We start from the raw sequence: 19,277 nt of genomic DNA on the forward strand, positions 1-19,277 counted from the left end.
GCCGATGGAAGCCCTGATCATGTTTCCCGCGTTGTTCGTGATGATCTTCCTGGGATTCCCCGTTGCCTTCTCGTTGATGTGCGTAGCTTTCGTCTTCGGGGTCATGACCTTCGACATGGCCGCCTTCTTCCAGTTCACCCAGAAGGTAGAGGACATCGCGACCAACTTCGTGCTCGCGGCCGTGCCGCTCTTCGTCTTCATGGGTGCCATGCTGGAACGGTCGGGCATCGCCGAGTCCCTGTTCGAGGCGGTACACCTCTGGACCCGCCGTCTGCCCGGGGGCCTGGCGATCGGTACCGTGGTCATGTGCATCATCTTCGCAGCCTCGACCGGCGTCATCGGTGCGACCGAAACCGTGGTCGGATTGCTGGCGATCCCGGCGATGATGCGCTACCGCTACAAGAACAGCCTGATCAGCGGAACGATCTGCGCCGGGGGCTCACTCGGCACGATCATCCCGCCGTCGGTGGTGGTGGTCGTGCTCGGGCCGATCGCCAACGTCTCGATCGGCGACCTGATGGTCGGCATGATCTTCCCCGGCCTCATCCTGTCGGGCCTCTATATCGCCTACATCCTGATCCTCTGCCTGCTCGATCCCGAAGCCGGGCCTCGCGTGCCGCCGCGCGACGACGATCCGGACCTGCTGACCAAGCTCGCCGTCACAGCCAAGGCGCTCGTCCCGCCGATCCTGATGATCGTGGCCGTTCTCGGCTCGATCATGTTCGGAATCGCCGCACCGACCGAAGCCGCGGCGCTGGGCGCGCTGGGCGCGATCCTGCTCACAGTGGTCTATGGGCGCTTCACCTTTGCCGCCTTCGGCGAGGCCCTGCTCAAGACGCTGACCATAACCTCCATGATCATGCTGATTCTGTTGGGTGGCAGCCTTTTCACCGGAGTCTTCGCCGCAACCGGCGGTATGGGGGTGATGCGCGACCTACTGGACGCCGTCAATCTCGGGCCCTGGGGTCTGCTGTTCCTGTTCCTGGGAATCGTTTTCATCGCCGGTTTCTTTCTGGAGTGGATCTCGATTCTGCTGATCTTCGTGCCGCTGTTCATGCCCTTCGTCCTGGCCGCCGGCTTCGATCCTCTTTGGTTCTGCATGCTGATACTGGTGATGATTCAGACCAGCTATCTGACCCCGCCGATGGCACCCGCGATTTTCTATCTGCGCGGCATTGCCCCGCCGGAGATCACCCTGCGGCAGATGTATCGCGGGGTTCTGCCCTTCATCGCATTGCAGGTTCTGATGCTGGGAATCGTAATGGCCTTCCCCGAGACGGCCACCTGGCTGCCCGACCAGTTACTAGGCTTCAATTGAGTGCAAAGCCTCGCGTTTGCGGTCGGCAGTTTTCCGTGGAGAGGTTTTCGGGAGGGAGGTTCAGCCTGGAATCCGTTGTCCCTGGTTAGACTCGTCGCAGCTTAAGAAACCGGCGATACTTGCCGAACAAGAATGATCGACCGGATAGGGCATCTTGAACGGCCCGAGCAGAACCGTGGGAGGATCCGGGATGACCGACAGGCGGTTGACCGGGAGTGAGGACGATGAACGCCGGCTCCTCGATCCCTGGCGATGACCGATGAAACTCGCGATCCCGAGGAGATACGACAGACGCGAGACCGGCGCCACGGCGGACGACGTCTGCGGGATCTGGCGGTAGTGCTTCCGGTCGCCCTGCTGCTGTTCTTCCTCCCCCCCTACATTCGTATTTTCGATCAAGACGGCTTGATTTCCGGCTTGCCGCCGCTGCTGGTCTACATCTTCGGCCTCTGGGCACTGGGGATCCTCGCCAGCGCGCTGCTCGGTCGCGGCCTCGTGCGGGCGGAAATGAACCAGGCACTCGAAAGCGGTTCAGAAATGGAAGGGCGCGAACCGCCAGAGCAGCCTCACGCGTCAGAGCGGGAGACCTAGCGCATGCTGCCCGCCGGCGTCGTGATCTTGGTGTCCGGACTCTATCTCGGCTTGCTTTTTCTGCTCGCCTTCGTAACCGAGCGCCGGGTGCGGAGCGGATCCGCGCGCTTCATCGCTTCGCCGCTGGTTTATACTTTGTCCCTCGCGGTTTACTGCACGTCCTGGACCTTCTACGGCGCCGTCGGCTCGGCCAGTCGCAACGGACTTGAGTTTCTGACGATCTACCTGGGCCCGACGATCGTGTTCGTCGGCTGGTGGCTCCTGCTGCGCAAGCTGGTACGCATCAGCCGAACCCAGAACATCACCTCGATCGCCGACTTCATCTCGGCCCGCTACGGCAAGAGCGCCGCCATTTCGGCGTTGGTTACCCTGATGGCGGTGATCGGGAGCATTCCCTACATCTCCTTGCAGCTTAAGGCCATAACGGCCAGCTATGAGGTTCTTGTCGGCACGTCTGCAACAGGCGGGGCGGGCTCGAGCGCCGGCATCGTAACCGACACCGGCTTTTGGGTGACGGCCTCCATGGCGGCCTTCGTCATTCTCTTCGGCACCCGCAACCTGGGCGCAGATCAGCGGCATCCGGGCGTCGTCGCCGCAATCGCCTTCGAGTCCGTGATCAAACTGCTGAGTTTCGCCGCCGTTGGCCTCTTCGCGCTTTACGGCCTCAGCGACGGCTTCGGCGACCTTTTCTCCCGCGTGCGGGAAACGCCGGAGCTCAGTCACCTCTACAGCTTCCCCGACGGCTTCGAACCGCGCTGGGTGGCGACGCTTTTCCTCGCCGGCATTGCGGCAATCTGCCTGCCGCGCCAGTTCCAGGTCACTGTTGTCGAGAATTCCGACGAACGTCACCTTGCCACGGCGTCCTGGCTGTTCCCGCTCTATCTGATGCTGATCAGCCTGTTCGTCCTGCCGATTGCCGCCGTGGGTCTGACCGCCCTACCGGCCGGCGCGAACACGGACCTCTACGTGCTGACGGTGCCACTTTCGGCGGGGCGGGAGGACCTAGCGCTGCTCGCGTTCATCGGTGGCCTGTCCGCAGCCACTTCGATGGTGATCGTCGCCAGCCTGGCGCTGTCGATCATGATTTCCAACCACCTGGTGGCCCCTTTACTGCTGCGCAGCCCTTACTTCACCAGTCCGGAGGCGGGGAACTTTTCCGGGACGCTGCTTTTGACGCGCCGCCTGTCGATCGTCGCGATCCTGGTGCTCGGGTTTCTCTACTACCGCGGGACCGACACCGGCAGTCCGCTTGCCTCCATCGGCCTGATCTCTTTCGCCGGCGTGGCACAGTTCGCTCCGGCACTGATCGGCGGCGTCTACTGGAAGCAAGCGACGAAGGCAGGGGCCTTGTGCGGCCTGGTTGCGGGGTTCGTCTTCTGGGCCTACACGCTGCTCGCCCCGACCTTGGCAGAGGCCGGTTGGGCTCTCGAGGAGTTGGTGACGCAGGGCCTCGGCGGTGTCGCACTGCTGAGGCCGGATGCACTCTTTGGACTGGAAGGCTGGGACCCTTTGGTTCACGGTCTTTTTTGGTCGATGAGCGCGAATGTGGCTGCCTTCGTGGTCGTCTCGCTCGTGACCCGGCCGACTCCCATCGAAAGTCTACAGTCGGCACTGTTCGTCAACGCATTACAGCTAGGTGAAACACGAGCCGAAGTAGCACTGCAGCGCTCGGCCACGGTGAAAGACCTGTTTCGCCTGGCCCAGCGCATCTTGGGAGCAGAGCGCAGCTATCAGATCTTCCGCGACTACGCCCGCCGGCAAGGCCGCGAGGACCATCTGCCCGCCCCCGATCCGCCTCTGGTCGCCTACGTCGAACGCCAGCTTGCCAGCAGCGTCGGCGCCGCCTCCGCGCGCTCTCTGGTCTCGGGCATCGCTAAGGGAGAGACGATCAGCTTGGACGCGCTGATCGGCATCCTGGACGAGACGCAACAGGCGATCCGCACCAGCCGCGCCCTCGAGCGTAAGTCCCGGGAGTTACAGGAGACGGCAACGCAGCTGCGGGCGGCCAATGCACAGCTCAAAGCCCTCGACAAGATGAAGGACGACTTCCTCAGCCGGGTCAGCCACGAGTTGCGCACGCCGATGACCTCGATCCGCTCCTTTGCGGAAATCCTGAGCGACATGCACAATCAGGGGCCAAGTCTGGATTCGGAACAGGCCGGCCGGTTTCTCAAGATCATCCACCTGGAGAGCGAGCGCCTGACGCGTCTGCTCGACGAAATCCTCGACCTCAGCCGGATGGAAAGCGGCGAGGCAACCCTGCGGCAGGATCGGCTGGACGCTGCGGCGATCGCCCGGATCGCGGTCGAGACCATGGAAGGCTTGGCTAAGCAGTCCGGCGTGGAGCTGGAGATCGATCTCGGCTCACAGCCCATTTGGGTGATCGGGGATGGCGACCGCCTCAAGCAGGTCTTCGTGAATCTGCTGTCCAACGCCATCAAGTATCATCGGCCAGAAGAGGCATCGCCGGAGACCGCGCCGAAAGACGAGGCGCTGGAGGGCAAAGGGCAGGAAAACTCAAGATCGACCCGCAAAGCCTGGATAACCCAAGGCACGAGCCAGGACGGTCTCGTCGAGCTGCAGGTCTGCGACAATGGCCCCGGCATTCCCGAGGGTCATAGGGATAAGATCTTTTCCAAGTTCGCACGGGCCTGGAACGAGGACGGGGGAGAACCCCGCAGCGGCAGTGGTCTCGGGCTGCCCATTTCGCGTCAGATCGTGGAGCACCTTGGCGGTCAGCTGCGTCTCGACAACACCGGACCGGAGGGATCCGTCTTCGTCGTCCGCCTGCGCCGAACTGCGACGATTGCAGCGCAATAATCCATTGCAGCGCAATAATCCGTGAGATCGATGCGATCAGGCACAATGACTCGATCGGACCGCACGCGACCAAGCCTCGCCGATGACCTCGGGACCTCACACCCTTAAAGGCTTGGAGTCGCGGGCTTCTCGGCCCTGTGACAAGCAGGCCGATGCTCCTGCCCGACCTGGAGATTTGCTTGGTGTTCGAAGCAATAAAAGTGCTGTTCTCAAACAGCGCCGCTTGCAGCAGCACCGATACGCCGCATAAGCTGATGTTGCTGTCGACCTTAACACTTTGGATCGTCAGCTAACGGAAAACCCCAATACCTGCCAAGCGGTATCTGGGATAAAATGAAATCGCCGAACACAGGACGGCTTAGGAGGAGACACCCGTGGCTGAACAGCAACCCCCAAATAATTATTGGTCAGCGAACATTCGACTCGTGAGCATCTGCCTGGTGATCTGGGCAACGGCCTCCTTCGGCTTCGGCATCGTGCTGCGGCCGCTTCTGTCGGGCATCTCGGTCGGCGGCACGGATCTGGGCTTCTGGTTCGCCCAGCAGGGCTCGATCCTGGTCTTCCTCGTGCTGATCTTCTTTTACGCCTGGCGCATGAACAATCTCGACATCGAACACGGCGTCGACGAGAAGTAAGCCAAGGGGGGCAAACGAACGATGGATCAATATACGCTCAACTTGCTGGTGGTGGGCGCGACCTTCGCGCTCTACATCGGCATCGCAATTTGGGCTCGGGCGGGTACAACCTCCGAATTCTACGCCGCGGGACGCGGCGTCCACCCTGTAACCAACGGCATGGCAACGGCCGCAGACTGGATGTCAGCGGCCTCTTTCATTTCTATGGCCGGCTTGATCGCCTTCGTCGGCTACGACAACTCCTCCTTCCTGATGGGCTGGACCGGCGGCTACGTGCTGCTCGCGCTTCTACTCGCGCCCTATCTGCGTAAGTTCGGCAAGTTCACGGTGCCGGAATTCATCGGCGACCGCTTCTACAGTCCGACTGCGCGTCTCGTTGCCGTGCTCTGCCTGATCGTGGCTTCCGTGACCTACGTGATCGGTCAGATGACCGGCGTCGGCGTGGCCTTCTCGCGCTTCCTGGAGGTTTCCAACGCAACGGGCCTTTTCATCGGTGCCGGTGTCGTCTTCCTCTACGCGGTGCTGGGAGGGATGAAGGGCATCACCTATACCCAGGTGGCGCAGTACTGCGTCCTGATCACCGCCTACACCATTCCCGCGATCTTCATCTCGCTGCAGCTGACCGGCACGCCGATCCCGCCGATCGGTCTGTTCTCGGAGCATGTAGCTTCCGGCCAGCCGCTATTGGAAACGCTGGACCAGGTGGTTCAGGACCTCGGCTTCGCGTCCTACACCGGGCACCACACCAACACCTTGAACATGGTGCTCTTCACCTTCTCGCTGATGATCGGAACGGCCGGCCTACCGCACGTCATCATCCGCTTCTTCACGGTGCCGAAAGTGGCCGACGCTCGCTGGTCGGCCGGCTGGGCGCTGGTGTTCATCGCCCTGTTGTATCTCTCGGCCCCGGCCGTCGGCGCCATGGCGCGGATGAACATCATCGACACGGTCTACCCGAACGGCCTGCAGGCCGAACCGCTGGCCTACGACGAACGGCCGGACTGGATGAGAAACTGGGAGGTCACCGGCCTCCTGACCTTCGAGGACAAGAACGGCGACGGCCGCATCCAGTTCTACAATGACGAGTCCGAGGACTTCGCGGCAACGGCCGAAGCCAACGGCTGGGCCGGCTCCGAGATGAATGTCAACCGCGATATTCTGGTTTTGGCCAATCCGGAGATCGCCCAACTGCCCGGCTGGGTGATCGCCCTGGTGGCCGCGGGTGGCCTTGCGGCAGCTCTGTCGACTGCAGCGGGACTGCTGCTCGCCATCTCCTCGGCGGTCAGCCACGACGTGATCAAAGCTACCATCAATCCGGGAATCTCGGAGAAAGGCGAGCTTCTGGCGGCCCGGATCGCGATGGCGGCGGCGATCGGCGTTGCAACCTGGTTGGGTCTCAATCCACCCGGTTTCGCGGCGCAGACCGTGGCTCTCGCCTTCGGCATTGCGGCAGCCTCGATCTTCCCGGCCTTGATGATGGGGATTTTCTATAAGCGTGCGAACAATTATGGCGCCATCGCCGGCATGCTGTCGGGCTTGGTGTTCACCGTAGGCTACATCTTCGTCTACAAAGGTTTCCTCTTCATCCCCGGCACCAACATGCTGCCGGATACGCCGGACAACTGGCTGTTCGGTATCTCGCCGCTCTCCATCGGCTCGATCGGTGCGATGCTGAACTTTGCGGTGGCAATCCTGGTATCGCGTGCGACGGCGGCCCCGCCGCAGGAGATCCAGGATCTCGTCGAGAGCATCCGCGTTCCTCGTGGCGCCAGCGGGCCGGTGGCTCACTGAGACTGCTGAACGACCGATCTTCGCGCGCTCGTGAGTCGCAGTATCCTGTGGCTCACGAGCCGCGAATTCGGCATCTCGACCGAAGGGGCTTTGAGCCTCCCTCGGCTCAGGCCGGACTTCCTTGGCAAAATCGTCGGGTCGCGACAGTACGGTTCTGATTTGCGTGTCGAGCTTGTACGATCGTGAAACCGGATCGTCGAGCCACAGCGGTCCGACCCAGATGCTTAGACGGATTTTGCAGTAGCGAGACCCGTGGCGTCCTTTGCGAGGCACAAGAGACGATGGATGTCGAAGCCAGCGAGACTGCGGACTTCCTCGCGAGCGTGCATCCTTACGACAGCCTGTTACCGGACGAGCTAACGCGCGTCGCTGCCGCTTTCAGGCAGGTCGAGTGCGAAGCGGGCTCGAACATCTACGCGCTTGGCCAGCGCCTGGAGGGACTCTACATCATCGCCGAAGGGCGGGTCGACGTGCGCGACCGCAATGGCGCCGTGGTTTCCATTCTCGGGCCGCGCAACAGTTTCGGCGAGCGAGGGCTTCTGCGCGACGGCGCGGCAGCCACCACCGCAGTGGCGCAAAGCGCGACCCGTCTGCTGCTATTGCCGGCCGAAGAATTCCGCCGCTTGATCGCGGCAAGACCGGCCTTTGCACGCTTCTTCGATCGTTCCCGTCCGACCGAAAACCGAGCCCCGGATCTGGCGACAACGCGGATCGCTGATCTGATGACGCCAGGTCCGGTGACCTGTCCGCCCTCGGCCACGGTCGCCGAGGTGGCGCGGACGATGCGCGACCGGCAGGTCTCATGCCTCCTGGTGATGCAGGAAACGCAGCTGACCGGCATCGTCACCAATCGAGACCTGGTGAAACGCGCGCTCGCCGAAGGCCTGTCGACGGATGCGCCGGTCACAGGAGTCATGACGGCCGATCCGATCACCCTGGCCCCAGATGCACTGGGCTCCGACGTCCTCCATGCCATGCTGGAGCGGCGAATCGGTCATTTACCGGTCGTCGATGGGGAACGGGTGATCGGCGTCGTCACTCAGACCGACCTGACACGGCACCAAGCCATATCGTCGGCCCATCTGGTGCGCGAGATCGCCGATGCCGAGGATAGCCAGGCCCTCGCCCTTGTCGTCGGTCGTATTCCCGACCTGCTGGCACAACTCGTCGGAGCCGGCAATCCGCACTGGGTCGTGACCCGCTTGATCACGGACATCGCGGATGCCGCGACCCGGCGGTTGCTCCGGCTCGCCGAGGAGCGGCTGGGTCCGCCGCCCGTCCCCTATCTGTGGCTGGCCTGCGGAAGCCAGGGCCGGCAGGAACAAACCGGTGTCTCCGACCAAGACAACTGTCTCTTTCTGTCGGAAAACGCCATTCCCGAACACGACAGCTACTTCGAGGCCCTGGCACGCTTCGTGTCGGATGGACTTGATGCCTGCGGCTACTACTATTGCCCAGGCGAGATGATGGCGACGACGGCGAGGTGGCGCCAGCCTGTGCAAGTTTGGCGGAACTACTTCTCCGGCTGGATCCGCAAACCGGACCCGATGGCTCAGATGCTGGCTTCCGTCATGTTCGATCTGCGTCCCATCGGCGGTGAAGTAAGCCTGTTCCGCGACGTGATGTCAGAAACCTTGGCGCTTGCCGCCACGAACAGCATTTTCGTCGCGCATATGGTCGCGAACGCACTGAATCATGCGCCGCCGTTGGGTCTGTTGCGCGGCTTCGCGACCATCCGCTCCGGCGAGCACAAGGACACGCTCGACCTCAAGCTGAACGGCGTCGTGCCGGTGGTCGATCTGGGCCGTATCTATGCGATTCAGGGGCGGCTCCAAGCCGCGAACACCCGTACACGCTTGGAGGTCGCGCAGCAGTCAGGCATCGTCAGCCCCAGCGGCGGACGTGACCTGATCGCCGCCTATGACCTGATCGCGGAAACCCGGCTAAGACACCAGGTGGCCCGTGTCAGAACCGGTGAAAAGCCAGACAACTTCATGTCCCCGGCCGCGCTTTCCGACTTCGAGCGCAGCCACCTGCGCGACGCCTTCGTGGTCGTCAAGACCATGCAGTCGGCGATCGCCCACGGCCGGGCGGCCGTGCTTTAGAAGAAAGGAGGGCTTCCAGATGCTGATCGAGCTTGTCGCCGCCGTGGCCCTCGGTTTCGCCGCAGCAGGGCTGGCGCTTCTGGCCAGACGCGCAGTCCCATCGCTGCCCCGTTTCACGGTTCCGGCCGTGGCAGGTCTCGCTATGATCGGCTTTGGAATCTGGAGCGAGTACACTTGGTTCGATCGCACCTCCGCCACGCTACCCGATGGCATCGAGGTCATCTCGGCTCCTGCCGAAAGCGCTGTCTGGCGGCCCTGGTCTTACGTGACTCCCCTGGTCCTTCGGTTCATGGCCGTCGATCTGGTGGGCGCGCGGCGCAACGAGGCCGCACCAGGCCAGGTCATCGTCGAGGCCTATGTGATCGGCCGCCACGGTCCGCGCGCGCGCATTCCCGTGCTGCTCGACTGCGTGGGGCTGCGCCGCGCCGATATCGCCGACGGTATCGACTTCGCGCCGGACGGCACGATCGCCGAAGGCGACTGGCGTCCGGCAGCACCGGACGACCCCCTGATCGCAGCGGTTTGCGGCACGAGCTGAGGATGGAGAAGACTGCCATGGCGCAATCGGTTCTCCTGGTCGAAGACGAAGACAGCATCGCCACCGCTCTTGAGTTCCTGATGCAGCGCGAAGGCTACCTGATCCGGCGTGTCACCACCGGTCCCGCCGCGCTCGATGCGATTGCCGAAGAAGTGCCGGACCTGGTTCTCCTCGACATTTCCTTGCCAGGCGCTTCTGGATACGAAGTCTGTCAGAAAATCCGTCTCGATCCGGCGCTATCCAGCGTGAAGATCCTGATGATGACGGCCACAGGAGGCGCCATCCCGCGCCGCAAGAGCCTGGACATGGGCGCGGATGGCTTCATCACCAAGCCCTTCTCGGTCGCCGCCTTGATCGATGAAGTCCGCCGCGTAACCGGCGACGAAGAGACCGCGCGGGATGTTTGAGAAGCGCAGCCTGCGAGTTCGAATCTTCCTGTTCTTCGCACTGATCGCACTGGCTGGCTCGGCGATCATCGTCGCGGCCCTGATCGTAGGCTGGCAGCGGCTCGGCACAGTCGAGGCGGTCTCTGCCTTCGTGGTGGCCGGAGCCATCGCCTGCTTCGCGTTGATCGGCCTGACGGCCTGGGTCTGGTTACTGTTCGATGAGAACGTCGCCAAGCCGGTCCAGACGCTCGCCGCCGCGCTGCGCGTCCGCGCCCACACCGACGTCGAACACGCCATCGATGCCGAGCCGGCACGCTATCTAGGCGACCTCGGCCCGGCTTGCGATGCGGTCACGGCCAACTTGGTGGACACGCGAACGGAACTTGCCGAGGCCGTCGCTCGCGAGACTGCGCGTATCGCGGACGAGAAAACCCGACTTGAAGCGGTCTTGCGTGATGTTCCCGTCGGCGTTTTGCTCTGCACGCCCGACCACCGGATCGCTCTCTGCAACAGCCAAGCCGTTACCCTGCTGCGGGAAGTCGGCGAGGTGGGGCTCGACCGCCCGCTTTTCAATCTGCTGCGCGAGGGCCCAATCCTGCACGCGCGTGCGCGCCTGCTCCGCGCCGGTGTCAACGCGCCGGCGGCCAGCGTCCTCTGCAGCACGCAGAACGGCGCAAGGGTCTTGCAAGGGGCGATGCGTCTGCTCGGAAGCGGCAAGGCCGAAGCAGCCGGCTACGTACTGACACTGCGCGACACGACCGAAGATATCGCCGCTCATGCGGCACGCGAGCGGCTTCTGCACGAAGTCTTCGAGCGTACAAGGCGCCCCGCCGCCAACATCTCCGCAACGCTCGACGCGCTCGCCACAGCCCCGGAGCTTGCCGCACCCGCGCGCGCCGAACTCGAAGACGCCCTCACTGGCGAGGCTCAAGCTCTCGCTCGAGCCGTTACCGAACTGGGAACGACTGCAGACGCCACCGCCGGGGCCTGGTGGCCGATGACCGACGTGGCCGCCGGCGACCTGGTCGACTCCCTCGAAGCGCGCCTGGCAAGTGACGGCATTTCCTTGACTGCGCGCGTCGCGCCGCTGCTGCTCCGCTGTGACGGATTCGCCCTGGTGTTGGTGCTGGAGGCGGCGGTCCGTGCCGTGGTCGAGATTACCGGAGCTGCACTCGACCTTACGATCGACAAGGATGGTAACGGCGCGGTCATCGATCTTATCTGGCATGGCCAACCGCTGCCGGTGGTCCGCCTGGACGGCCTACTCTCCGGCCCCTTGGCCGGCGGCTATGGCGAACAGACCGGACGTGACGCCCTGGACAGCCATGGCACGGACATTTGGCCCGGCCATAGCGCAGATGGACGCCAACGCCTGCGCCTGCCCCTCCAGTCCGCTCGCGCCGAGACGGCCTCCCATCCGGCCGCCTTGCGGCCGGCCTTATGGGACTTCGATCTCCTGGTCCGACCGCCCGGTCCGCTCGAAAACCGCCTTCTGAGCTCGCTCACCTATGTCGTCTTCGATACCGAGACCACCGGACTGGAGCCCGAGAACGGCGACGAGATCGTTCAGATCGCGGCGCTGCGGATCGTCAACGGCCAGCTTCAGGAGGGCGAGGCCTTCGAAAGCCTGGTGCATCCCGGTCGCCCGATCCCCCCGACCTCAACCGAGATTCACGGGATCGACGACGCGATGGTCGCGACGGCACCCGGCATTTCCGAAGCGGGGCATCGGTTCCACGGTTTCTGCGAGGGCGCCGTCCTGGTCGCTCACAACGCGCCCTTCGATATGTCCTTTCTACGTCGACACGAAGCCGGGATCGGTCTGCGTTTCGAGAATCCGGTGCTCGATACAGTGTTGCTCTCCGCTACGCTGTTCGGCCAAAGCGACGTACACACGCTCGATGCCTTGACCGAACGCCTTGGCGTCGAGATCCCGGCCGCAGCCCGCCACACCGCGCTGGGCGATGCCCGCGCAACAGCCGCCGCCTTCCTGAAGATGTTGCCGATGCTCGAGGAGACGGGCATCACCACCCTGTCCAACGCCTTCGAGGAAAGCCGCAAGCACAAGCGGTTGCTCACTACAGTCGAGTAAAGACCGCGCCTCGCCCAGCCGTCTCATTCCAATCCGTCAGTCGCGGATCAGAAATGTGACCAGACCGGGCTGCCAACTCAGCAGAACGAGCACGGCCAGAGTCGATCCAAGAAAAGGCAGGAGCGCACGAAAGACGGCCATCGGCGATACTTGAGCCATGCTGGCTGCCACATAGAGTCCGGCACCCACAGGCGGAGTCAGAAGCCCGAGCACCAAGTTGATGCAGACGACAACACCGAAGTGATAGGGATCGATTCCGAAGACGTCGACTGCGATCGGCATCAAGATCGGCACTACCATGATCAAAGCAGCAATGCCGTCGATGATCATACCGACCAGGAGCAGAAGCAGGTTGACCAGCAGCATGAACACGACGGGATTGTCGGTCAGCCCCCCGGTCCAGGTCGCGACGGTCTGGGGAACCTGTTCGTAGATCAAGACCCAACCGAAGACATTGGCTGCGGCGATCAGAAAAGTGACGACGGTCGAATTGACGGCCGTGTCGTAAAACACCCGGGGAAGCGCGGCAAAACTCAACTCGCCATAGACGAAACGCCCGATCAGCAGCGCCGCGAGGACCGCCAGCGCAGCGGATTCCGTGGGTGTCGCCAAGCCCAGCAGAATACCTCCGATGATCACGGCAGGTATTGTGAGAGCCGGCAGACCGCTAGCCAGCGCCTTCAGGATCTCACGACGGTCCGGTCGCGGCGAGATGGGAAAGTCGACGACGAAGCCGATCAGCGCGATGCAGAGGAAGAACGATCCGCCGAGCAACAGGCCAGGGATGATCCCGGCGATGAAGAGGTCGCCGATCGCGATCTGTGCCAACACACCGAAAATCACGAACAGCATGGAAGGTGGAATGATCGGCGAAAGCAGGCCGCCAGCCGCCGTCAGCGCACCTGCAAAGGCACGGTCGTACCCTTGGCGCTCCATTTCTGGAACCATAACGCGCGACATGACGGCGATTTGGGCGATTGCCGAGCCCATGATCGACGCCATCATCATGTTCGCGATGACGTTGACGTAGGCCAGACCGCCTTTCATGCCGCTGACGAAGACGGCCGCCATGGCGACCAGCCGCCGGGTCAGGCCACCGGCATTCATCAACTCGCCGGTCAGCATAAAGAGGGGAATAGCCAGTAGACCGTAGGATTCGACGCCAGCGAACAACTGCTGCATGAAGGAGCCGAACAGCGCATCGTTTCCCGACTGCCAGATATAGGCCGAAGCCGTCACCATCAGCACAAAGCTGATCGGCATCCCGACCAGCAGCAGCACAAGGAAGAGGCCTCCGGTCAAAACACCTCCACCGATGCGCGCCCGCTCAGCCGCTCAAGCAGGTTCGCAGCCGCATGTACGCTGGCGGTCACGGCGAACCAGGGCATCACCAACCAGATCCAGAACTTGTCGATCCCGATGGTCAAGGTCGGCTCATCGTAGATGAAGTTGAAGGTGGTGCCGGCAAAAGCGTCGGTGTCGAAGCCGGCCGCCGCCAACCCCGGCAAATCGAACCAGATCCATGCCATCCAGACAAGCAGAAGGGAGAAGGCGAAGACGGCGGCGTCGATCGCGACCAACAAGGTCGTGCGCAGCGAGGGAGGCACGGCCAGCAGGGCCGCGGTTACGCGCACCTGGCGGCCCAGGCGGAGCGTATGGCTCCCGCCAATGAAGACCAGCCAGATCAGGCAGTAGATCGCGAGTTCGTCGACCCAATAGATCGCGACATCGAACGCTCGTGTCACCACGTTGACGAGGATCAACAGCGTGATGACGAGCGTCAAAGCAATCAGAAGGGCACGTTCCAACCGGCTGACACCCTCCGAGATGGCCGTCACGATCCGCATGTCGCCGCCCCCATTGCAGGGCACAGACTTTCCTGCACTTCCAAGAGAGTGGCAAGCCGGTCGTCGCAGCGACCGGCTTGCCGAGCACTCATCCCTTGCGACCCGCCCAAGGGGTGCGCTTAAAGACCAGCCGCCACCGTGCGCAGATCGTCGAGCACCGGGGCCTTCTCACCCCAAGTCTCTTCCCACTGCGTCACCACGTCCGCGAAGAAGTCGCGGTCGACGGTCTTGATCGGGACCTCGGCCTTTTCGAGTTCGGCCAGGAAGTCCGCTTCAAGCGCGACGTAACTGTCAATTACGCCATCCAGATGCTTCTTCATCAGACGCTGGATAACGGCCCGCTCCTCCTCCGACAGACCACCCCAGACGCGGGCCGAGACCAGACCGACCATCGGAAACATCATGTGATCGGAAATCAGCACCGTATCGGCATGCTCGTAGTACTTGAGCTTCCAGATCAGTTCGAGATCCATGTCGATCGCGTCGACTTGACCGTTGGCCAAGGCGTCGTAAACCGCAGGCAGCGGCATCGGCGTCGGCGCCGCGCCGACCAAGTTGTAGAAATCGCGAATCGGCTCGAAAGGCGTGATGCGCAGTTTTTTGCCGACCAGATCATCGACCGTTTCAATGGTATCGCGCGAGACGATCTGGCGCAGCCCGGCCATACCGTAGCCGAGCCCAACAACTCCGATCTCTCGCGGCAACGGCTCTAGGAGACTCAAGGCGACATCGCTCTTCAGAACCGCACCGGCTTGATCGATGGTCTCGACCAGGTAGGGAGCGTAGAAAGCGCCGAAGTTCGGTACCCGGTTCGAGACTTCGGCCACGGTCAGAAAGGCCATGTCCAGAGCGCCGGACTGCAGCAACTGCATCATCTCGGCCTCATTGCCGAGCTGGCGAGACGGGAAGACCGCGACCGTCTGCGCTCCCTCCGTCTCGGCAGCCAGGTCGGCGCCGAAAGCCTCGGCCGCCTTGGTCCAGATATGCGGCGGCGGTGTAATCAAGCCGAGACGAAACTCCTTGGCCATCGCACCTCCACCGAACGCGAAGACAACGGCAGCGGCGACGAAAGCCGCGGTGATCGTTCCCCAATGCCTCATGTTTTTAGCTCCCTGTTCATTTTTTGAACTCAACTTACAGACCTTGACTCCCACCACGCCCTCCCTGTCCCACGGGCTTCTAGACCAGAGCCCATCCCTCCGGCGGTTTGCGACCGGGATGCAGCGCCCCGCAGTTCGGACAAGTGCGAGCCCTTTCGTCCGCGTAGAAGGCATCGAAGAGCGGCGGCAGATCGGTCACGATGTTGGCGACAGGCACTTCGACCCGATGCACCAGACTGCCACAGTCGAAGCAGTACCATTCGAAACCGTCCTTCATGCCGGCCATACGCGGACTTTCGACAACCAGGCCAACGGATCCGGGGACGGGACGCTGCGGCGAATGGCGCACGTGCGGTGGTAGCATGAAGACCTGCCCTTCACGGACCGGCACATCGTAGATCTGGCCGCCTTCGGCAACTTTGAGCAGCATGTCGCCCTGCAACTGGTAGAAAAATTCCTCGACCGGATCGTCGTGGAAGTCGACCCGCTGGTTTGGACCGCCGACGACCATCACCACCATGCCGGCCTCTTCGAAAACCAGCTGATTGCCAACAGGCGGCTTCAGAACGTCTCGATGATCCTCGATCCAACGCTTAAAATCGAAGGGCGCGAAACGTGGGTGGACGGGATGCGCGGTCATGACGACGATCTCCTCGAGTCTACTGGGCCGCGCCGCGCGAGAGAGACAGCCCGCAGGTTGCAAAGGCCGCCCGCGTTGCCGCTTTCTCATCTTCGGTCAGATCCAGCATAGGCCGCCGCACGCCGCCGCCGGTCTGCCCGAGCAGCTCTTGCCAGTACTTCTGATGTGCCTGTGGTTTGCCACCCGGACGAGTCTGCTTCAGCGCCCGTCGCACGGGGTCGAGGCTGTTCCGTACCCGACGCGCTTCTTCCGCCTTGCCGGCGAAGGCCAGGTCCGTGTAGTCGCGCATACGCCGGTCGGTCGGCGTCTGCAGGAGATACGGCGGCGACGAACAAAGGTAGAGTTGCCAATTCAGCTCCAGAATATTGTCCAACCACTCCTCCTCCGAGGCCGTGCTGACAAGCAGGCGGTCACCGGCGATACGGGTCAGCTCAACATACATTTCGCGCGGCACGCTGTATTTGATCGCCACCACGTTGGGCAGCTCGGCGATGCGCGCGCAGAGCTCCGGACTCATGAGGTAGCCGCTGTCCGGATGACTCCAGAGGGCGATCCCGATATCCACCGCTTCGCTGATCCTGCGGTAGTAGGCGAGCAACACGTCGTCCCGTTCGTTGACGAAATGCAGTACCGGTGCGTGAACCACGATGTAGTCGGCCCCGACAGCCTGGGCGTGCTGTGCAAGATGCAGCACCGTGTCGAGATTCTGGTCGCTGCAGGACATGATCGTCCCGGCGCCGGTTCCGCGAGTCGCCTCCACGGCAATCTCAAAAGCGCGCTTGCGCTCGGCCAAACTCATGGAGAAGAACTCGCCCTGCTTGCCGGCAATGAAGAGACCGTCGATGCCGAGCGCGTCGATCCAATGAGCGATGTTACTGCGGAACCCTTCGTCATCGAGGCTCAGGTCCGATTTGAAGGGCTGCAGTGCAGCCGCCCAGATCCCTTTCATATGCGTGAAAGCATGGTCCTTGGCTTGGTGACGCCGGTACTTCATCGACCCCGTTCCTCCCTGGGCGTATCCCTCTCGGCACTGCGCATCGCCTGCCAGACCCGCTCGGACGTCAAAGGCATGTCCAATCGACGAACACCCAGAGGTGAGAGTGCGTCGATAACGGCATTCAGAATCGCGGGCGGCGCACCGATCGTACCTGCCTCTCCAACTCCCTTCGCTCCAAGCGTGTTGGACGGCGACGGCGTCGTCATGCGCGCCAGGTCGAACGACGGCATGTCGCTTGCGCGGGGCAATGCGTAGTCCATCAAAGACCCGCTGAGCAGCTGACCATCCGAATCGTAGCAGACACGCTCCAGCAAAGCCTCACCGATACCCTGCGCTATCCCGCCGGCAATTTGCCCATCGACCAGAAGGGGGTTCACCACTGTCCCGGCATCGTCGAGATACCAAAGGCGCTCCGGAGAGACGCAGCCTGTATCCCGGTCGACGGAAACCAGGGCCAAGCAGCAGCCGGCCCCCCAAGCCTCGGCGTCGGCCGTGTAGACGCAGTCAGCCACAAGCGGCTCGTCGAGTTCGGCAGCAATCTCGTCCCAGCCGATGGGACGCCGCACACCGGTCTCGGCGGTGAATCCGGCGGACCCGAAGGTCACGCTGTCCGGCGCCGCATTGAGCAATCGAGCGGCCAACGGCCGGGCGCGCGCGATCAGTCTGCGACCCGCCTGCTGCACGGCGCTCCCGCCAATCGCGGTGCTGCGACTGGCCAGGGCGCCGATTCCCTCTGGTGCTGTCCGGGTATCGCCGAAGACGACGCGCACGGCATCGGGCGACACCGCGAGTTCACGGGCCAGAATCTGCGCATAGGCCGTCTGCCGGCCCTGTCCCTGTGCGCTGGAGCCCGACGCGACGCTCAGGCCGCCTTTCAGGTCCAGCGTAACGGCAGCGCTCTCCCAGCCTTGGCCGCAAGGCTCGACGTAGAGGCCGAGGCCGAGGCCAACCAGCTCGCCACGAGCCCGGCGCACCTGCCGCCGGTTCAGAAGGCATCGATAGCCGGCTTGTGCCAGGGCACGGTCGAGCAGCTCGGGAAAATCACCCCCATCCAACCTTGCCCCACCCGGTCGCACGACCGGCAAGTCATGCGGCTTCAGGAGGTTGCGGCGCCGCAGATCGGCCGGATCCTGTCCCAGCGCAAAGGCGCCCTCATCCAGAAGCCGCTCGAGCAAGAGCGCCGCCTCTGGCCGTCCAGCGCCTCGATAGATCCCGACAGGTGCTGTGTTGGAGACCACTGCGCGCACACGCACCTCCAGCGCCTCGATGGCGTAGGGACCCGGCAGAATGCGCGCCGCATTCCAAGCCGGAACGGCAGCGCTATAGGTCATCCAGCAGCCGAGCGGAAATAGGAGATCGGCGGTCAAGCCCAGGATACGGCCGCTCGCGTCGAAGGCCATACGCCCCCGCGTGCTGGCGCCGCGGCCATGGGACGCCGCGGCCAAGTCCTCTCCTCGTTCGGCTGACCAGCGCACGGATCGGCCCAGCGTCCGCGCCGCATAGGCGACGACCACATCCTCCGGGTAGATCGAGGCCTTCATACCAAATGCGCCGCCGACGTCGGGGGAAACGGCATGCACCCGACCGCTCTCGAGGCCGAGAATGCGTGCCAGGTCCGCCCGCGCCCGATGCGGCGTCTGACTGCCGGTACAAAAAATCAGGCATTCGGTCGCCGCGTCCCAGCGGGCCAGTGTGGCGCGATTCTCCAGAGGCGAGGGCGCCACTTTCGGATGTTGCAGCTCGACATCGACGACGCTGTGAGCCATCGCGAAGGCGTCTTCCGGCTTACCGCTGCGCCACTGTCGGTCGATCGCAACATTCGACTCCATTCCAGCGAACAGAGGACCGGCATCCAAAGCAGCGAGCAGATCGCTGACCGGCTCGAGCGGCTCGAAGTCCACCTCGATCAGTTCAGCGGCGGACTGCGCCAGGTCTTCGGTTTCCGCGACAACGGCGGCAAACGCGTGCCCGACGGCATGCACCTCGTCGATGGCCAGCGGATGCACGGCCGGAACCGCCATCGGCCCCAGCACGGGGTTGGTCTCGAGGGGCGGCAGTCCCGTCAGATCCTCACCCGTGAGAACCGCGACGACCCCAGGCTGCGCCGCAGCGACCCGGACATCCAGTTCGGCGATCCGCGCACGAGCCAAGGGACTGCGGGCGAAGACCAGATGCAAAGCGGTCGGTTCAGTCAAGTCGGCGACATAGCAGCCGCCGCCGGTTACCAAACGGACATCTTCGACCCGGCACAGAGGCACACCGAAACCACCGGCCGCCAGAGCGTTCCGGTCGGAAGCCGGGTCGGGATCAGAAGGATGATCGGACAACCGATCCGAAGGAGAGCGCTTCTGCGCAAACGAAGTCATCGGAGCGAGTGTGCGGCCTGTCGCCTAGGTCGACAAATAGCGATCAGGGAA

The 19,277-nt window shown here is 63.3% G+C and carries 15 protein-coding genes; 9 read left to right on the forward strand and 6 right to left on the reverse strand.

Annotation, left to right across the window (positions count from 1 at the left end; all coding sequences use genetic code 11):
- Positions 1-4 precede the first annotated feature (4 nt).
- The 9 genes from DBZ32_RS07660 (at position 5) to DBZ32_RS07700 (ending at position 12,276) form a co-directional block, all read left to right on the forward strand.
- A complete protein-coding gene (locus DBZ32_RS07660) occupies positions 5-1,318 on the forward strand; it encodes a TRAP transporter large permease (protein ID WP_119166554.1) in 1,314 nt (437 codons plus the stop codon).
- 252 nt (positions 1,319-1,570) lie between these two features.
- Positions 1,571-1,909, forward strand: coding sequence for a hypothetical protein (locus tag DBZ32_RS07665; RefSeq protein WP_119166555.1), 339 nt, complete (start codon positions 1,571-1,573; stop codon positions 1,907-1,909).
- Positions 1,910-1,912: 3 nt separating this feature from the next.
- Positions 1,913-4,729, forward strand: a complete 2,817-nt coding sequence (locus DBZ32_RS07670) for a sensor histidine kinase (protein ID WP_119166556.1) — start codon at positions 1,913-1,915, stop codon at positions 4,727-4,729.
- Between the two features lie 374 nt (positions 4,730-5,103).
- A complete protein-coding gene (locus DBZ32_RS07675; protein WP_119166557.1) occupies positions 5,104-5,364 on the forward strand; it encodes a DUF4212 domain-containing protein in 261 nt (86 codons plus the stop codon).
- A gap of 21 nt (positions 5,365-5,385) precedes the next feature.
- Positions 5,386-7,155: a sodium:solute symporter family protein gene (locus DBZ32_RS07680; RefSeq protein ID WP_119166558.1), complete on the forward strand. Its 1,770-nt coding sequence runs from the start codon at positions 5,386-5,388 to the stop codon at positions 7,153-7,155.
- Between the two features lie 281 nt (positions 7,156-7,436).
- Complete coding sequence (locus DBZ32_RS07685; protein ID WP_119166559.1) at positions 7,437-9,260, forward strand: DUF294 nucleotidyltransferase-like domain-containing protein; 1,824 nt, start codon at positions 7,437-7,439, stop codon at positions 9,258-9,260.
- A 19-nt stretch (positions 9,261-9,279) separates the two neighbouring features.
- The gene (locus tag DBZ32_RS07690; protein ID WP_119166560.1) at positions 9,280-9,798 is read left to right on the forward strand and encodes a hypothetical protein; all 519 of its coding nucleotides are present in this window, start codon (positions 9,280-9,282) and stop codon (positions 9,796-9,798) included.
- Positions 9,799-9,815: 17 nt separating this feature from the next.
- Positions 9,816-10,205, forward strand: coding sequence for a response regulator transcription factor (locus DBZ32_RS07695; RefSeq protein WP_235830098.1), 390 nt, complete (start codon positions 9,816-9,818; stop codon positions 10,203-10,205).
- The gene (locus DBZ32_RS07700) at positions 10,198-12,276 is read left to right on the forward strand and encodes a 3'-5' exonuclease (RefSeq protein WP_119166562.1); all 2,079 of its coding nucleotides are present in this window, start codon (positions 10,198-10,200) and stop codon (positions 12,274-12,276) included. Before DBZ32_RS07695 ends, DBZ32_RS07700 begins: the two co-directional genes overlap by 8 nt.
- 36 nt (positions 12,277-12,312) lie before the next feature.
- On the opposite strand, the gene DBZ32_RS07705 is transcribed toward DBZ32_RS07700, so the two are convergent.
- From DBZ32_RS07705 to DBZ32_RS07730, 6 genes are all read right to left on the reverse strand, one after another.
- A complete protein-coding gene (locus DBZ32_RS07705) occupies positions 12,313-13,578 on the reverse strand; it encodes a TRAP transporter large permease (RefSeq protein ID WP_119166563.1) in 1,266 nt (421 codons plus the stop codon).
- Entirely contained in the window at positions 13,575-14,123 is a 549-nt protein-coding gene (locus DBZ32_RS07710; RefSeq protein ID WP_119166564.1) for a TRAP transporter small permease, read from the reverse strand. The genes DBZ32_RS07705 and DBZ32_RS07710 overlap by 4 nt, the downstream gene beginning before the upstream one ends.
- 119 nt (positions 14,124-14,242) lie before the next feature.
- Entirely contained in the window at positions 14,243-15,223 is a 981-nt protein-coding gene (locus tag DBZ32_RS07715; RefSeq protein ID WP_119166565.1) for a TRAP transporter substrate-binding protein, read from the reverse strand.
- 79 nt (positions 15,224-15,302) lie between these two features.
- Positions 15,303-15,863 carry a 3-hydroxyanthranilate 3,4-dioxygenase gene (locus DBZ32_RS07720; protein WP_119166566.1) on the reverse strand — a complete coding sequence of 187 codons (561 nt, stop codon included), beginning with the start codon at positions 15,861-15,863 and terminating at the stop codon, positions 15,303-15,305.
- Between the two features lie 19 nt (positions 15,864-15,882).
- Positions 15,883-16,857: a dihydrodipicolinate synthase family protein gene (locus DBZ32_RS07725; RefSeq protein ID WP_119166567.1), complete on the reverse strand. Its 975-nt coding sequence runs from the start codon at positions 16,855-16,857 to the stop codon at positions 15,883-15,885.
- On the reverse strand, positions 16,854-19,226 hold the full coding sequence (locus DBZ32_RS07730) for a xanthine dehydrogenase family protein molybdopterin-binding subunit (RefSeq protein ID WP_119166568.1): 2,373 nt from the start codon (positions 19,224-19,226) through the stop codon (positions 16,854-16,856). The genes DBZ32_RS07725 and DBZ32_RS07730 overlap by 4 nt, the downstream gene beginning before the upstream one ends.
- Between the last annotated feature and the right edge of the window lie 51 nt (positions 19,227-19,277).

The sequence above is a fragment of the Algihabitans albus genome (assembly GCF_003572205.1).
Classification (GTDB): Bacteria; Pseudomonadota; Alphaproteobacteria; order Kiloniellales; family DSM-21159; genus Algihabitans; species Algihabitans albus.

What these genes read in the sequence shown, in the direction of transcription:
- DBZ32_RS07665 (WP_119166555.1), top strand. Translation starts at nt 1,571, where the DNA reads ATGACCGATGAAACTCGCGATCCCGAGGAGATACGACAGACGCGAGAC.
- DBZ32_RS07685 (WP_119166559.1), top strand. Translation starts at nt 7,437, where the DNA reads ATGGATGTCGAAGCCAGCGAGACTGCGGACTTCCTCGCGAGCGTGCAT.
- DBZ32_RS07690 (WP_119166560.1), top strand. Translation starts at nt 9,280, where the DNA reads ATGCTGATCGAGCTTGTCGCCGCCGTGGCCCTCGGTTTCGCCGCAGCA.
- DBZ32_RS07700 (WP_119166562.1), top strand. Translation starts at nt 10,198, where the DNA reads ATGTTTGAGAAGCGCAGCCTGCGAGTTCGAATCTTCCTGTTCTTCGCA.
- DBZ32_RS07680 (WP_119166558.1), top strand. Translation starts at nt 5,386, where the DNA reads ATGGATCAATATACGCTCAACTTGCTGGTGGTGGGCGCGACCTTCGCG.
- DBZ32_RS07670 (WP_119166556.1), top strand. Translation starts at nt 1,913, where the DNA reads ATGCTGCCCGCCGGCGTCGTGATCTTGGTGTCCGGACTCTATCTCGGC.
- DBZ32_RS07660 (WP_119166554.1), top strand. Translation starts at nt 5, where the DNA reads ATGGAAGCCCTGATCATGTTTCCCGCGTTGTTCGTGATGATCTTCCTG.
- DBZ32_RS07725 (WP_119166567.1), bottom strand. Translation starts at nt 16,857, where the DNA reads ATGAAGTACCGGCGTCACCAAGCCAAGGACCATGCTTTCACGCATATG.
- DBZ32_RS07715 (WP_119166565.1), bottom strand. Translation starts at nt 15,223, where the DNA reads ATGAGGCATTGGGGAACGATCACCGCGGCTTTCGTCGCCGCTGCCGTT.
- DBZ32_RS07710 (WP_119166564.1), bottom strand. Translation starts at nt 14,123, where the DNA reads ATGCGGATCGTGACGGCCATCTCGGAGGGTGTCAGCCGGTTGGAACGT.
- DBZ32_RS07720 (WP_119166566.1), bottom strand. Translation starts at nt 15,863, where the DNA reads ATGACCGCGCATCCCGTCCACCCACGTTTCGCGCCCTTCGATTTTAAG.
- DBZ32_RS07730 (WP_119166568.1), bottom strand. Translation starts at nt 19,226, where the DNA reads ATGACTTCGTTTGCGCAGAAGCGCTCTCCTTCGGATCGGTTGTCCGAT.
- DBZ32_RS07695 (WP_235830098.1), top strand. Translation starts at nt 9,816, where the DNA reads ATGGCGCAATCGGTTCTCCTGGTCGAAGACGAAGACAGCATCGCCACC.